Below are 15882 nucleotides of genomic sequence, written 5' to 3'. Positions count from 1 at the left end.
ACACGGGATTACATCACTCGCTTAAACATTTTTTCTAACTCATAGGTAGTGAAGCTAACGACAATAGGGCGACCATGTGGGCATGTATAAGGATTACGACATCCCGCAAGTCGATCAATCAGCGTTTCCATCTCTAGTACGGTTAACCCTTGATTCGCTTTGATCGATGCCTTGCAAGAACACATAATCGCTGCTTTCTCCCTTAGCTTAGCAATGTCCACAGCCTTCTTCTCCCCAAGCACCCACTCGCACATTTCTTCTACAATCTCTTTCTCTTCTCCGTTTGGAAACCAATGCGGATGAGCGCGGATGAGGAACGTATTCCCGCCAAAGGCTTCCATGTATACGCCAGCTTGTTCAAACAGCGATAGCTTGTCGGCGATAAGCGTTGCCTCGGCCGGCGTAAACTCAAGCGTTATCGGTACAAGCAATTCTTGGCTTGCCTCAGCAGGATTGCCAAAACGCTCGTAATAATACTCGTAATTGATTCGTTCATGAGCGGCATGCTGATCAATTAAATACAGTCCAGTTTCATTCTGTGCTACCAGATATGTGCCATGCATTTGACCGATAGGATCCAAGAGCGGAAAAGATGGAAGCCTCGGTTCATCGCCTTCAACGATTTGTGGAAGCAGCTCCATAAATGCTTCATTTGCTTTCCGCTGTTGTTGAATAGAGCCGCTGCGCACGCCGCTTTGCGCGTATGCGTTCGGTTGCGGAGCTGACGAATGACGGCTTGAGCCCGCCAATTGCGAACTCCGTTGACTCTCCGCATACGGAATCCGACTTGCAGAGTCCTCAGCAGCACCACGATAGGGCGAGAAGGCTTCTTTTACTTGTGAGCTTTGGCGCCCTTGGTTGGTAGCGTTATTGAAAGCACCCTCCAACTTGTATGCCGATCCAGGGAATGACTGTGTCTGCGAGGGACCATTGGCAGATCCTTGCCCCGTCAGAGCAGAAGATCCTGGTGAAGCGGTCGTACCTTGCTCATCCAGTTGAGGAACGGCCGCTTGATCCATAGCTCGCGTTAATTCTAGCTGCTCTTGTATAAATGCTCCCTTCGGAACGGCGGGTTTAGCCCCTTGCGGGATTAGTACTTGTTTGCCCAACATGCGCTTCACTTCTGCCTCGATCAAAGCCGTCAGCTCCGCTTCCTTGCTGAAACGAACTTCTAATTTCGCCGGGTGGACATTGACATCAACTAATGAAGGATCCATTGAAATCTGCAGCACGGCTACCGGAAAACGGTTGATCGGCAGCAAGGTATGGTAACCCTGTAGAAGCGCTTGATTTAGCGAAAAGTTGCGCACGTAACGTCCATTCACAATGGTAGAAATGCCTCCGCGATTCGCGCGAGTCATTTCAGGCTTGGCGATATAGCCAGATATCGTATAGTCTAAGCTTTCGGCTTGGATGGGGGTCATTTGTTTGCCAACCGCTGTCCCATAAATCCCAGCAATGACTTGAAGCAGATCTCCGTTGCCTAATGTTTGCAGGAGGAGATTGCCATTATGCTTAAGGGAGAAAGCAATGTTAGGATGAGCGAGTGCCAGCCTATACAAATAATCCGAAATATGACCGAGTTCCGTCTGGATCGTTTTCATGTATTTAAGGCGCGCTGGCGTATTGAAAAAGAGATCCTTTACGGATACTTCCGTCCCACGGGAAGCAGCCGTTTCTTCAACCGCGCGAATCGTCCCGCCCTCGATGCTAATTTTACGACCAAGCCCATCATTGTCAGCGCTTGTGACACACTCCAACCGAGAGACGGATGCAATACTCGGTAATGCCTCCCCACGAAAGCCAAGTGTACGAATCGAGAATAAATCTTTGCTAGTTGAGATTTTGCTCGTCGCATGACGTTGAAAAGCAAGCTCACAATCTTCCAGCGCCATACCGGAGCCATTGTCAGATACGCGGATCAACTGCAGGCCGCCTTCTTCAATGGTCACATCAATGCGAGTACTATCTGCATCAACAGAGTTCTCCACGAGCTCTTTCACAACGGAAGAAGGGCGTTCTACCACTTCGCCCGCTGCAATTTGGTTGGCGATATGCTCGCTTAAGAGCTGAATTTTACCCATCAGGTTAATTCCCCTTTACAGCATGAATGGAAACAGTCTCTCCCTGATCGTTCACTTTCAGTTGAGGGAAGAAACGCTCAAACACACTCGCATTGACGTAGCTAGTTCCGTTATCAATGATCAGCTTGTCCGCTTCTACAGGAATGGCATGCGTTCCCTTCGCATCCGTTATATCGACGGTTCGATTCGCATCATTCCAGCTGATATTCGCGCCAACTAGGGCAGCTAAGGCCCGCGTGTTTGCGAATAATTGTCCATTTTCATGAAAAGTACCAAGCGGGCTGTTCATTTCAACACCATTGTACGTAATTTTATGCTTCGAAATCTCAACGTTCACATCAGAAATACCAGCTAATTGCAGCGCTGTGATTAATTGGGCCGCACTCCCGTCTACTTTCACATCAGGCGTAATTCCCACTTTATTCACTTTGCGCTTATTTGGCGTTAGATACTCTTCGACCGTTACTTTCAATGCACTTCCGCCATCAAGCTTGTACAGCTGTTGAACGCTACCTTTGCCATAGGTCTGAACACCGATTACTTGAGCTGCATGATAATCCTGAAGCGCGCCAGATAAAACTTCGGAAGCGCTCGCGCTATTCTCGTTAGCTAAAATATAAACAGGTAGAGATAAATCTGTACCACCCTTAAATGTAACGGGATCATCCTCTCCATTGCGATCTCTCGTGTGGATGAGCACGCCTTCTTTGACGAAATGCTTCGTAATATTTTGAGCCGTATCTACAAGACCGCCTGGATTATTGCGCACATCAACAATTAACGCCTTTAGCCCTTTAGCATTCAAAGATTTTAGTTGTTGATCGAAGTCTTCATCCGCATCGCTGGAGAAATCGGTAATTTGAATATATCCGACGCCATTCGTAAAGTTTTTACTGTATACTTCAGGAATATTGACTGCTTTACGCGTCAGTTCCACCGTCAATTCTTTGTCACCACGAAGCACGGTAACTTTCGTTTTCGTGCCTTCTAAGCCAACGATTTTGCTTCTTGCGGATTCAGTGGAATTATTCTGAACGGCTACACCGTCTACAGCGCGGATGTAGTCATCTGTCTGTAAACCCGCAGTTTCTGCAGCAGATCCTGCAAAAACCTCCGTAATATATACCCCTTTGTCGTCTAAGCCGATTCGGGCACCCATACCTACATAATTATTTTCCAATGAACTGGAAAATTGTCCATATTCCTCTTTGCTGAAATAGACGGTATAAGGGTCCTTAAGACCTTCAACCATTTGTTGAATGCTTTGATTAGCTAATGCTTCTTCCGTCACGCCGCTTACATGCAGCTTGCCAATTAGTTCTCTTACTTGCTTCGTTTGCAAATCTTCCTGCGCCATGGCGCTGACTGGAAGTATCGTCATAAGAGCAGAGGCAAGCGCTAAGGTAACCTTCATTATTCTCATTCTCGGTTGTTGTTTCATGCCTGTCTCTCCCATGTTTCAAATTTTATTGTAGCTTCTGTTTCCACTCGTATACCAAATTCAGCGCCTGAAGCGGCGTCATATTGATTAAGTCGATCCCCTTTAGCTGATCAAGCACCAGCTGTGATTTACCGTCCAGCTTCTTCTTGACGGCGGGGCTATGATTGCTGTCTTCCTCAAAGAGGGACAGTTGTTGAATCGCTGCTGCCGACTTCGCATCCGGAGCAGGGGTTGCCGAATCCTGCTGCGCTACGGCAGCAGGCGGCTCAAGCGATGCGGCGGCCTGCGCAGCTCCCGCCGCCCGCTCTTCAAAACCATTCAGCAACTCATACGAGCGCTGAATGATCATGTCAGGCAGCCCTGCAATCTCGGCACAGTAAATGCCGTAGCTTGTGCTTGCTGCCCCGCGGATTAGTTTGCGCAGAAAGGTAACCTGCCTGCCGCTCTCTTTAACGGCCATGCAGTGGTTTCGCAGATGCAAGAGGCTTTCTTCCAAATGTGCAAGCTCGTGAAAGTGCGTGGACACGAGCGTCTTACAGCCAATTCGGTTGTGCAGAAACTCAATAACCGCCTGAGCAATTGCCATACCTTCGCCGGTAGATGTCCCACGACCCAATTCATCGATGATGACAAGGCTTTTACTCGTTGCCTTCTCTGTCATTACTTGAATGTCCATCATCTCGACCATGAATGTACTCTGGCCGCCGATAAGATCATCGGCCGCGCCAATCCGCGTAAATATTCGATCAGTGATCGGAATACGCGCGGATCTTGCCGGCACAAAACAACCGATCTGTGCCATCAGGCAGATTACGGCAACCTGGCGCATGTACGTGCTCTTACCGGCCATATTCGGCCCGGTAATTAATAAAATGCGTCCCTGCTCTTGCTCTAGGCTCGTCTCATTCGCGATGAACGAGCCGTCCTGAATGACCGCTTCCACTACAGGGTGACGGCCTTCCTCGATATGAAGCTCGAAGCCTTCGCCAATCAGTGGCTTGCGATAGTGATGAGCCGCGCTGACAGCAGCCAACGACTGGTATACATCAGCTGTTGCGATGACTTCAGCCAATTTCTGCAATCTAGATATATGCTGAGAAATTCGATCACGCAGTTCGGTGAACAACTCGTATTCAAGATCGACCATTTTATCCTGCGCTTCGAGAATGAGTCCCTCTTTTTCTTTGAGCTCCGGCGTTACATATCGCTCTGCGTTGGCAAGCGTTTGTTTACGCTCATAGCGGCCCTCTGGCAGCGAAGCCATATTCGCCTTAGTCACTTCAATAAAATACCCGAATATTTTGTTGTAGCCAATTTTCAGCGACTTAATGCCCGTCGCCTCACGCTCCTGCCGCTCTAGCTCGGCAATCCACTGTTTCCCGTTCTTGCTCGCTTCTCTAAGCTGATCCAGATATCCATGGTAGCCCTCGCGAATCATCCCACCGTCTCGGATAGACACTGGCGGTTCGTCCTCAATTGCCCCGGCAATCCAAGCCGCAACGTCTTCACAACCGTCCATATCCTGGACGAGCTTACGAAGCGTCTCCGACCCCGATGCGGCACATACCTCTTGAAGCAACGGAACCTGGAGTAAGGAATGTTTAAGCGCGTTCATATCGCGAGCGTTGGCGTTTCCATATGAAATCCGAGCAACTAACCGTTCTAGATCATACACTTCTTTGAGGGCCATCTTCACATCTTCACGCACAATCAATTGATTATAGAGTAAGTCGACCGCTTCCAAACGTTCTTCGATCCGCGAAACGTTCATAAGCGGCTTTTCAATCCAGCGACGAAGCATCCGCCCGCCCATTGCGGTAACCGTTTTATCGAGTAACCAGAGCAGAGAGCCCTTTTTAGCCCGTTCTCGTACGGTTTCAACCAGTTCCAAATTCCTGCGTGTAAAAGGATCCATCGTCATGAATTGATCAGGCTGATAGAGCCGAATATGTTTAACATGCGTCAAAGCTCTTTTTTGGGTTTCTTTTAAATACGCTAAAAGCAAGGCCACTCCATGACGGGTTACACGGGTCAGCTTAGGCAATGCGGCATCCTCAGCAAAATGTTCATCGAGCAGCTTCTCGTCCGCTTCTGTCCACTCCGTCATCACCGTATTGCGTCCCCAAGTTGCGCTCGTTTCACGAATTGTTGCTAGAATCGCCTTGTCAGTAATAATTTCTGAAGGACTATAAATATTGAGTTCATCAATCACCAGTTCCCAAGAATCAGGAAGCAGCGTGGTGTAAAGCTCACCGGTTGAAATGTCGCAAGCCGTAAAGGCGTATCCCATCTCTTTATTTACGAGCGAAACAATATAATTATTGCTAGTCTCACCTAGCAGCTTGCTGTCCATGATTGTTCCTGGTGTCACAATGCGCACAATCTCTCGGCGGACTACGCCTTTAGCTTCTGAAGGGTCTTCGACTTGCTCGCAGATTGCCACCTTATAGCCTTTTTCAATTAAACGGGACATATAATTTTCGGCTGCGTGATGAGGGACACCGCACATCGGAATCTTTTCTTCCGCTCCGCCTTCTCTGCCCGTTAATGTAATTTCCAACTCTCTCGATGCGTTAATGGCATCCTCAAAAAACATCTCATAAAAGTCACCCAGTCGAAAAAACAAAAATGCGTCTGGGACCTGCGCCTTAACGGCCAAGTATTGCTGGATCATCGGCGTGTATTGAGCCATAGCGTCCTTCGTTCCTCCAACCAATCGTTAAATTCATCTAGGAATCTATCAATCTATTATTTATGTGTGCAAAAAAAGAACTGCCAAGGTCCGAACACTCCGCCCTTATCCCAATAAGCGTTCATAAGCTCCCGAGCATAAGTTAGCGAGCAGTAAGGACCTGGCAAGTATCTAAGTATTTTTTCTTATTATAACATGATTGCAGGCTCAATAGCTTCTTTGCGCGAGTAGGGAGTTATTTTCCAAGCTTTCCGAATATCCTCGCCCTCGTTCCATGATTCCATCAATTCGATGCGTGCACGAAGGCGATTCAGTGAAGTAGCGAATTGTCCATACGCTTTGAGCTGCTCCAGCTCTTGCCACAACTTAGCAACGATTAACCGCAGCTCCTGTTTATCCCCGCGATAATAGGCAGCTTGGATATCCGAGGCTTGCAAAGGCCACCACGGAAGCTGCCAATAGTTATCCGCAATGAGCGAGGCGAGCGCGAATACCCCTCGTGTAATTTCTGGTGATTCCAGCCAGCTCGGAAGCGTCCGGTATTCGAAGCCGCCGTGCGACTTACGCCGGAAATCGCCAAGAAAGCCGTACCGTGGACGGCGCTTGCGCGTTGTTTCCGCCTCGATCAAGATCAAGGGCAGCGCGAGGTAGTTATCAAGCGCGCGCAGTAAATGTCCGTTCAGCCAGCAACGGCTGAAATGAATATGTCCGCCGAGGGGGAATCCCCCCATCGGCATGCCGCCCGAAAGCCACGCGAGGCTTTCGTCAGGGATCGAACGCGCGGCAAGCCGCATGGTCGCATGCAGGTTCCTCAGCAGCTCGCGAGGGTCTGTGCTTGGCTGCGGACGCAGCTCAGCAAGCGGTAGGATGAGTCGATGTCCGCTGAGTACGATCGCATCGCAAGCTACTGCGCCTTCCCTGGTAAGGAAGCGGTCGGCGAAAACAACTGTGCCCTGCGGGCTGCGCAGCAGAAACTCTGGATCGCTACCCAGCATTACGCGCTCCTTCCGCTGCAGCTCCTTCGTAAGTGCCGCATCGAAGCGGTCGATAGCCTGAGCAAACAACTGTGTGAGCTTCTTGTTTAACTTCGGAACGGGATCTACATTCAGGACAAGCGTATGCCCTGTCTGCAGTACACCGACGGTTACGAGGCCATAATCCAGTCCTAGCGCATAAATTGCTTTGACGGCTTCACGACTGGCCCTCCTCACATGAAAATTAGCTAGCTCCGGGTCCACCTCTCGATACACGGCTTCCTTCTGAAGCTGCTTTTGATTGAGGAATGACTTCTCTGCAACCAGGTGCGATTCTTTATTCTCATAGACAGCCAGGGTTTGCAGATGAAACACAGCAACCTTATATTTATGCGTAAACGCAACTCGTTCATTAAAGCCTGGAGCGTGTGATGCTAACGTTTTGATGCCATGAAGGCTTAGCAACTCCTCGCGCCTCGTTCGCTTCTGAACTCTCACAATCGCCCTCAACGGTTGCAGAGCTGGTACATTCGGCAACTCGTCATGCGCCCCACCCCAGTGAATGACCAAATGCCCGCCCCACCCCTTCGGAAGCTTCGTTCCACTTGGGATACGGATAAGCGATGCAAGCTCCAACGCTTCTTTTTCCTGTGTGTGCAGCAAGAATGTTTCCATGACATGGCTCCTTCACGCAAGATTTAGGTTTCCGAAGCTGAAGCTCCGGTTCCCGTTGCCCAATTACGCATAAAAAACAAAAAAAGAGGGCAAATGCCCTCTTCCGAACCAAAAACTCCAGCATAGACTGGAGTATAAGGTCCCTTAAACCAATTCGTCTTCCAGAAACTCGGCGTCAAGATCCTCGAAATCACCGACGCCGCTGTCATCGAAATCCACATGCTTGTCGTCGAAGTCATTGCAGCCGTTCGTACAAACGACTACACAGACTTTCGTCTCGGCAATCAACTCAACTTGAAACTCACGTTCCACCCGGATTACTACGCTGTCGCCGCTTGAGGAGATGCTGGCTTCCACACAGTTCGGCTCTTGCGTTGCGACAGCAGATACTTCCGCAGTCGTCGGCTTATGTTTTTTGTCCAGATAACTTAGTGGAACGATTTCTACATAGGATACGGTTTCTTTTGCTACGTCTGTTTTGGTATTACGATCGTAAGAATACCAAATGTTGATATCATAAGTACCAACTACTTCTACGCCATCTCCGGATTGGATCGACTCGAATTGGTTATTGATAATCCAAGCGCCCAAAATACTGGTCGGAGAAAAGGGCGGAGTCACGGCATGACTTACGTGCGAAAATTTGCGTCCTTTACCGCAGACAGCCTTTGTAATGATCTCTCTGCACTGCAAATCTTTATCTAATGACATCCTTTCAACCTCCTCCATACAATCATTCAATACAAGTGTATGCAGGACAGTAGTCTATAGTGACAATTATTTTCGCTTGTCAAAATATAGTTTGATTTAACAGAGTCAGCCCGTTTCTGGGCGCTGTTTTTTCTGCCTTTTGGCCACAGTAAGGTACTGCATAAGCTCCCGATTAAGCTGTCGAATCGCAGATCGCACCTCAAATTCCTCCCTACTATCAGGAAGCGGCATCTCTTTGTAACGCTTATCCAGTTCGTGCAACTCTTTCTCTGCGGAGCCCGTATAATAGTCTACTTTAACGGATTGACTCAAGTCTTCAAAAATAGTCGCAACAAGCTCGCCTTGTGGCAAGGTTTGATAAACTTGCGCAACCAGATCGATCATTCGGTGAATGGACTCCAATTGTTCGCTTCTCATATAGAAATATACCCGCCAATAAGGATCTCCGCCAAAAATAAGCGAATTATCCATCGACCGTTTTGCCAGCTCTGCGCCGTGCTCAATTTCTTCTCCAACAATGAGAAGCTCCTTGCCATCCCACACTAACGAATTGTCCCGTAAATGCTGTGCGATTTTAACGAAAATATCCGAAAAAAGCTGTTCAATCTTCGTCTTCTTAGCCACCATAGCTTTATCTGTCTTCGGCATGTAAGCAATATTGATTAACGTGGATGTGCCTAGACCGACTACTAACAGCTCAATTTCATTAAGAATGGCCAACGCATCAGACGTTTCATAGGCATACAAATGAAACATGACAACCGCTCCGGTGACGGCACCTTCACTAATACCCAAACGGTGCAAAATAGGAAAGGCAATCATGATAAATAACCCTACCACCCATGCGTGAAATCCGAAAACCCAAAACATTGCCGAGCCAATTAATAAAGCTAAAAGCGAAGCAATGATTCGATGTATGGAGTTAATTATGCCTTTTTTCTTCGTCACTTCAATGCCAAGTATGGCAAGAAGTCCCGCAGCTGCCGGGGATTTAATTCCTAACAAGTGAGCTAAATACATGGCGATCACGACCGCAAGGGCGGTTTTGAGCACACGAAAGCCCATAGCGATTTCACCTCTTTACTGGTTTTGACTATGGGCTCATTATTTCATTTTGGTCAGCTTGTGGCAAGCTTTACTGATGTCTCGTAATTCTTTTCTCCAGATAAGCTACCGCTTGGTACATAAAGGTTGCTACAATGGCTATAACGATTAAGGTAGAGATGACAAGTGTGAAGTTAAAGACTTGAAAGCCATAGATGATCAAATACCCAAGACCAATCTGCGAGACGAGAAATTCGCCTACAATTACACCGACCCACGCTAAGCCAACATTAACTTTCAGAGTCGCCACTATCGCTGGGAAAGAAGCAGGGAGAATAACCTTTTGAAGCACTTTACGTCTGTTTCCTCCAAAAAGGGTTACAACCTTGACGTAATTGGCATCCACTTCTTTGAAACTGCCATAGATGACTAACGTTGTGATAATGACCGTAATCGATAACGTTGTCGCGATAATGGAAAGCAGACCGGGTCCAAGGCCAACGATAAAAAGGGGCCCCAGCGCAACTTTGGGCATGCTGTTTAGCACAACAATATAGGGATCTAACACGCGAGATAGAAAAGGCGACCACCAAATGATGACGGCTAATGCGGTGCCAAATAAAGTGCCCAAAGCAAACCCAATAATTGTCTCAAGCACGGTTGCCCCCGCATGAGGCAATAGGGTACCGTCTAGCAGTTTATCCCAGAGCAGGCTAAACACTTTCGTCGGATAACTGAAGAGCAGTGTATCAATCCACTTTAAACGGCCCGCTAGCTCCCACAAGAAAAAGAAAGCTAAGAGAATAACGAGCTGAACAATTCTTACATATCGCGTTTCTATTTTCCTGTCCGCGACAAATTGTTGATGCACGGTTTTCGTAAGTTCAACTGGAGCGATGTGTACAGGATTAGACTGCCTCTCTCTGTGATCATTCATGAGGATCGCCTCCAAATTCCTGCCAAATGGTTCGAAATAACGTGTGAAAGCCGAGTTTCTCTCGCGCCGTGAAAGGCAGGGCAGTGCGAATCTCCTCAGGGATAATGAACTCCTGACGAATACGACCCGGCTTCGGCTCAAGTACGATGACCCGATCACTCATGGCAATTGCCTCTGAAATATCATGTGTGACAAGTAGAGCTGTTTTCTTTTTTGCGCGGAGAGTTTCTACAACCAAATCCTCCAACTGCAGCTTGGTTTGATAATCTAATGCTGAGAAGGGCTCATCCAGCAGCAAAATTTCGGGGTCCGTAGCTAGCGTCCGAACGAGAGCTACTCTTTGACGCATTCCACCAGAGAGCTGCGCGGGATAATAATCTTTAAAACTAAGCAGCCCCATCTCTTCTAGCAAATGAAGGACTACTTGCTTCTTTGTTTCGGTAAGCAATCCTTGAAGCTCCAATCCGATGGCAGCATTATCAAAGATCGTGCGCCATGGAAATAAATAGTCCTGTTGAAGCATGTAGCCCACACGAGTTGAAGGGCCGCTCACCTGTTCACCAGCTATCGAAACTGTTCCAACCGTTGGTGAAATCAGTCCGGCAATGATGGACAATACGGTGGTTTTCCCACAGCCGCTTGGACCGATCAGACTAACGAACTCACCCTGTTGGATCGCGAAATGCATATGTTGGATCGCGAGCGTAGCTCGCTGCTCTGTTACATAAACTTGCGTCACGTCATTGACGGTTACAGCTGTGTTCATGTCCGTACCCCCTTCATGTTCTCATCATCGGCGCTGAATTATGGTTTTATTGTTGATTTAGCTTTTTCCGCAAAGCTATTGTTCACCAGCTTACGCCAGGCCACTTTTTCCTTTAACTCACCGGCTGATGTCATGACATCCAGCAAATTGTTCCACTCTTGTTCATCTACAATCGGATCTGTTGCATAGGAGCCCTGATCTTTGTATCGTTTGATGACGCTTTTGACAATTTCAACGTCAATATCCTTAAAAAAAGGCAGTACGGCGGTTGTAATATCGTCCACACTCTTCGCGTTCACCCAATTTTGCGCGCGTTGTACTGCATTCGTGAATTTCTGTGTAGTACCTGGGTTTTTATCTAGAAAGCTCATCTTGGTCATGAAGACGGTGTAGGGCAAGTGTCCGCTCTCCACGCCGAAGGAAGCCAGGATAAAGCCCTTACCTTCTTTTTCAATAACCGTCGCCTGTGGTTCAAAGAGCTGCACATACGCACCCGTTCCTGAAGAGTAGGCAGAGGTGATATTCGCGAAATCGATGTTTTGAATAAGCTGTAAGTCTTTTTGCGGATTGATGTTATGCTTTTTCAACGTGAATTCTCCGGCCATTTGGGGCATGCCACCTTTTCTTTGGCCAAGGAAAATCGTGCCCTTCAGTGAGTTCCAATCAAAGGTATCCACTTTTTTGCGTGAAACAAGAAAGGTGCCATCGGTTTGCGTAAGCTGGGCAAAATTGATGACTGGATCATCCGAGCCTTGCTGCGATACATAAATGGATGTTTCCGAGCCGACCAGCGCAACGTCAATGCCATTAGAAAGCAAGGCTGTCATCGTTTTGTCGCCTCCTGGTGTCGTAGTCAATTCGACATCCAATCCTTCATCTTTGAAAAAGCCTTGCGACAATGCCACATACTGCGGCGCATAAAATAACGAACGCGTCACTTCTCCGATGCGAACTTTTGTTGTTTCCGCGGTTTTCGTGCCGCATGCGGAGACGAAAACACTAAGCAATAAGACGGCGGAAAGTACAACGCCCCATGTTTTCCGTATATTCATAGACCTTCCTCCTGGTAAGTAGTACTGTATCGTATGCAGGGGCCTAGAGGTCGGTTAACAGCAGCTTGTATGGAAATAAAAAAACAGCACGCCTATTAGAAGGAGTGCTGTCTTATAGAGATTAAATTTCCTTAAATCCCGTAAATTGCTTTGTACTTCTCTTCCAGATACTGAACCAAGTAGTCTGGGTTTAGCTCTTCTCCAGTCACTTGCTTGACGATTTCATTGGGCGTCAACAACTTGCCATGTTGATAGATTTTATCCGAAAGCCAATCTTTAATTGGCGCCAGATTCCCTTCCTCAATAAGACTATCAAAGTTTGGAAGTTCCTTGCGAAGCGTATTCGTGAATTGCGCAGCGTACATATTACCCAGCGAGTAGGAAGGGAAATAACCGAACGCGCCACCTGACCAATGTATGTCTTGTAAGACGCCCTCTCCGTCATTCGTCGGAACAACGCCCAAATATTCCTCGTATTTCTCGTTCCAAGCTTTCGGCAGATCCTTAACTTCAATCGTACCATTGATTAAGCCTTTTTCCAGTTCATAACGAATCATGATGTGAAGATTATAGGTAAGCTCATCCGCTTCAATACGAATCAGCGAAGGGTGGATGTGATTGATCGCACGGTAGAAGGTATCCACATCTACCTCATCGATTTGACCGCCGAATGTCGTTTGTAGTTCGCTGTAATAACGGCTCCAGAAAGTTTTACTGCGACCGATCACATTCTCCCAGAAACGAGACTGGGATTCATGAATCCCCATCGAAGTGCCTTCACATAAGTTCGTTCCGACCAAATCTCCAGAAATATTTTGCTCATAAAGAGCATGACCGCCTTCATGAATCGTACCAAAGAGCGCAGATGTAATATCATTAGGCAGATAGCGCGTTGTGATTCGAACATCGCCGGGATTGAGCGCGGTTGCAAACGGATGTACCGCTTCATCTAGACGACCCGCTTCAAAATCATATTGCATTTGCTTCAAAATATGCAGCGAGAATTGTTTTTGTTTGCTGATTTCGAATTGTTGATCCAAAAAGGAGCGATCAGGCTGGTTCGGAGCGGATTGAATGCGCTGCAGCAGCGGAACGACTTTGTCGCGCAGCGAGCCGAATACTTGATCCAACTTCTCAACGGTCATCCCTGGCTCAAAAGCATCCAGCAATGTGTTATATTTATCGCCTTCATAGCCCCACAACTCAATAAATTGCTTATTGGTAGCTACAATCTTCTCTAAATATGGCTGAAACAGAGCCCAATCCGAGTTGGTCTTCGCTTCTTCCCAGATAGATTCCGATTGTGAAGTCAGGACGACATAAGCCTGATACATAGCAGCCGGTATTTTTTTGCTGCGGTCATATTCTTTTTTACATTCCAGCACCATCTTGCGGGAAATCGCATCGAGCTGTTCCAATACAGATGGTTGCAGTAAATCATCCAGATAACCACCCATTTCATCAGAGGTAGACATCCGGAATACTTCTGTCGATAACTCACCAACAACCTCGGATCGAGTTCCAATCCCTTTTTTGGGAGCGCCCGTGCGCATATCCCAATAAATTAGCGCAATAGCCTCGTTATATTGCTTCATTTTGCGAACATACGCTTTAAACGCATCTAGTTTGGTTTGGTTTTCTTGCACGCTCATTTTCAAATCTCCTTCCAAATGTTTCTTAAATTATCATACTTCGTCCCCTAGTCAGAATCAAATTTAACTGAGTTATGCTACAATATACGAGCAACCCATCGCCAAAAATGAAAGTTTTCTGCTAAACCGATAAGGAGCTGACCCGAATATGAAAATTACGTTTACAGATAGCGCGATTGAACGAATTACACCCTTCCTAGGAGAGAATCAAGGCGTGATTAAACTTGTCTTTGACACAGAAGACTGCGGATGTTCCGTTAATGGAGTCCCTACCCTATGGATCGTTATGGCCGCGGAAAGTGGCGATCTTCGTGCAGATGCTGAGCCGTTCCAACTTGTTTACAAACCCAAGGATGAGATCTTTTTCGAAGAATCCATGAAAGTTGACTACCATCCGGGAAACAAATCCTTTATACTAAAGAGCAATAATCAGATTTACAACGCCCATATGAACTTAATCGACAAAAGATAATACTTGCACAAACACCCAGACCGTTGCACCACTAGAACTTGTATGGAGGGAAAACCATGTCTTTAATCACAGAAATACTGGAGCACAACAAAGGCTTCGTTGAAACGAAAAAATACAAGGAGTTTCTGACGACAAAGTTCCCTGATAAACGGATGGTTGTTCTCACTTGTATGGACACGCGTCTCGTGGAGCTTCTCCCAAAAGCAATGAATCTGCATAACGGAGACGCCAAAATCATTAAAAATGCCGGCGCGATTGTCTCCCATCCCTTCGGCAGTATTATGCGTAGTATCATCGTAGCCGTCTATGAGCTTGATGCCGATGAAGTTTTTGTCATCGGTCATTACGATTGCGGGATGACCGGCTTAAACTCGGAAAGCGTCATTTCCAAAGCGAAGCAAAGGGGCATCTCCGATGACGTTGTTGCCACGCTCGGGCATTCAGGCATTGATCTGGCTCGCTGGCTCGCTGGCTTCAAGCACGTTCAAGAAGGGATTGAGAAAAGCGTAAATATTATTCGCAATCATCCCTTACTACCGAAAAACCTGCCCGTTCACGGTCTCATTATGGACCCGCAAACTGGCCGTCTTGATCTCATTTCCAATGGGTATGAGACAGATGCTGACGAAACAACCCAATTAACACTTCCTTTCAAATAAGTATTGAAAAAGGTGCTTATCCCCATGGGGTTAGCACCTTTTTTTTGTCCAGCGAATACATGAAAAAATGTTCAAAGCTAACGATAGCATTTTATTGTTTCGCTTCCAGCAATTCGATTAGCTGCTTCTCAACACTTTGCCCCAAAGCCTTGCCGTCTAATAGGGACAATTCCCCTCCATGAATTGGATCTCCACGGCCTTCGTCAAACGAATCATTTATACTTCTTCTGGCCTTGAACGCTGCAATTCTCTTTTCCCGTTCTTCGGATGATACTTCCTCAGGTAATTGATCGTTTCTCTTCATCGTGCAATTGCTTATCTGCTTCGTCAGTTGGTACAAGAATAATTGTTGCTCCGCTGTTAGCTCCTTCATAACAGCCTTATGGTCTATTTCATTCAAGCTTCCTTCATCTATGCTCTTGCGAACAAAAGGCAACATCGCAACCGCTTGCTCTTTCGTAATTGCCAGCCCTATGTGTTGGTCCATTCTGATCAATGATTGGAAAATTAGTACAAGCTGTCTCTCTTTGTAATTCTGCAATTCGCTTGCTTGATTATCCTCTGCAAACATTTGCGGTTTCTCATTGGCAGGCGCAGTAGACGTCGAAATGGCATCAAGTACAGTCAGTGTATGACGACAACCGCTTACTAAAATTGCTGCCATTATAACGATAAGCATCCAAATTCGTGAACGTCCCAACCCCTACACCCCCAAAGGAAAAA

At 47.1% G+C, this 15882-nt stretch carries 13 protein-coding genes; 2 read left to right on the top strand and 11 right to left on the bottom strand.

The features are described 5' to 3' along the window. Positions 1 to 8 precede the first annotated feature (8 nt). The 10 genes from mutL to GK047_RS10415 form a co-directional block, all read right to left on the bottom strand. On the bottom strand, positions 9 to 2084 hold the full coding sequence (gene mutL / locus GK047_RS10460; RefSeq protein ID WP_163945443.1) for a DNA mismatch repair endonuclease MutL: 2076 nt from the start codon (positions 2082 to 2084) through the stop codon (positions 9 to 11). A 4-nt stretch (positions 2085 to 2088) separates the two neighbouring features. Next, positions 2089 to 3525: a S41 family peptidase gene (locus GK047_RS10455; RefSeq protein WP_163945440.1), complete on the bottom strand. Its 1437-nt coding sequence runs from the start codon at positions 3523 to 3525 to the stop codon at positions 2089 to 2091. A gap of 25 nt (positions 3526 to 3550) precedes the next feature. After that, on the bottom strand, positions 3551 to 6217 hold the full coding sequence (gene mutS, locus GK047_RS10450) for a DNA mismatch repair protein MutS (RefSeq protein WP_163945437.1): 2667 nt from the start codon (positions 6215 to 6217) through the stop codon (positions 3551 to 3553). Between the two features lie 188 nt (positions 6218 to 6405). After that, positions 6406 to 7866: a putative amidoligase domain-containing protein gene (locus GK047_RS10445; RefSeq protein ID WP_163945434.1), complete on the bottom strand. Its 1461-nt coding sequence runs from the start codon at positions 7864 to 7866 to the stop codon at positions 6406 to 6408. 144 nt (positions 7867 to 8010) lie between these two features. Continuing rightward, positions 8011 to 8577, bottom strand: a complete 567-nt coding sequence (locus GK047_RS10440) for an outer spore coat protein CotE (RefSeq protein WP_163945431.1) — start codon at positions 8575 to 8577, stop codon at positions 8011 to 8013. A 105-nt stretch (positions 8578 to 8682) separates the two neighbouring features. Continuing rightward, the gene (locus GK047_RS10435) at positions 8683 to 9642 is read right to left on the bottom strand and encodes an aromatic acid exporter family protein (protein ID WP_163945429.1); all 960 of its coding nucleotides are present in this window, start codon (positions 9640 to 9642) and stop codon (positions 8683 to 8685) included. A 70-nt stretch (positions 9643 to 9712) separates the two neighbouring features. Further along, on the bottom strand, positions 9713 to 10558 hold the full coding sequence (locus tag GK047_RS10430) for an ABC transporter permease (protein ID WP_163945426.1): 846 nt from the start codon (positions 10556 to 10558) through the stop codon (positions 9713 to 9715). Beyond that, the gene (locus GK047_RS10425) at positions 10551 to 11324 is read right to left on the bottom strand and encodes an ABC transporter ATP-binding protein (protein WP_163945423.1); all 774 of its coding nucleotides are present in this window, start codon (positions 11322 to 11324) and stop codon (positions 10551 to 10553) included. The genes GK047_RS10430 and GK047_RS10425 overlap by 8 nt, the downstream gene beginning before the upstream one ends. Positions 11325 to 11362: 38 nt before the next feature. After that, the gene (locus tag GK047_RS10420) at positions 11363 to 12376 is read right to left on the bottom strand and encodes an ABC transporter substrate-binding protein (RefSeq protein WP_163945420.1); all 1014 of its coding nucleotides are present in this window, start codon (positions 12374 to 12376) and stop codon (positions 11363 to 11365) included. A 131-nt stretch (positions 12377 to 12507) separates the two neighbouring features. After that, a complete protein-coding gene (locus GK047_RS10415) occupies positions 12508 to 14028 on the bottom strand; it encodes a carboxypeptidase M32 (protein WP_163945417.1) in 1521 nt (506 codons plus the stop codon). 148 nt (positions 14029 to 14176) lie between these two features. Between GK047_RS10415 and GK047_RS10410 the strand changes: the two genes are divergently transcribed. Then, the gene (locus GK047_RS10410) at positions 14177 to 14500 is read left to right on the top strand and encodes an iron-sulfur cluster biosynthesis family protein (protein WP_163945414.1); all 324 of its coding nucleotides are present in this window, start codon (positions 14177 to 14179) and stop codon (positions 14498 to 14500) included. A 56-nt stretch (positions 14501 to 14556) separates the two neighbouring features. Continuing rightward, entirely contained in the window at positions 14557 to 15159 is a 603-nt protein-coding gene (locus tag GK047_RS10405; protein WP_163945411.1) for a beta-class carbonic anhydrase, read from the top strand. A 91-nt stretch (positions 15160 to 15250) separates the two neighbouring features. Here GK047_RS10405 and GK047_RS10400 read toward each other — a convergent pair whose 3' ends face one another. Continuing rightward, positions 15251 to 15823: a hypothetical protein gene (locus tag GK047_RS10400; RefSeq protein ID WP_163945409.1), complete on the bottom strand. Its 573-nt coding sequence runs from the start codon at positions 15821 to 15823 to the stop codon at positions 15251 to 15253. Positions 15824 to 15882: the final 59 nt, after the last annotated feature.

Source organism: Paenibacillus sp. SYP-B3998 (assembly GCF_010820665.1).
In the GTDB taxonomy this organism is placed as follows: Bacteria; Bacillota; Bacilli; order Paenibacillales; family NBRC-103111; genus Paenibacillus_E.
The sequence above is the reverse complement of the archived record's forward strand: the minus strand, read 5'-3'. Positions and strand labels throughout refer to the sequence as shown.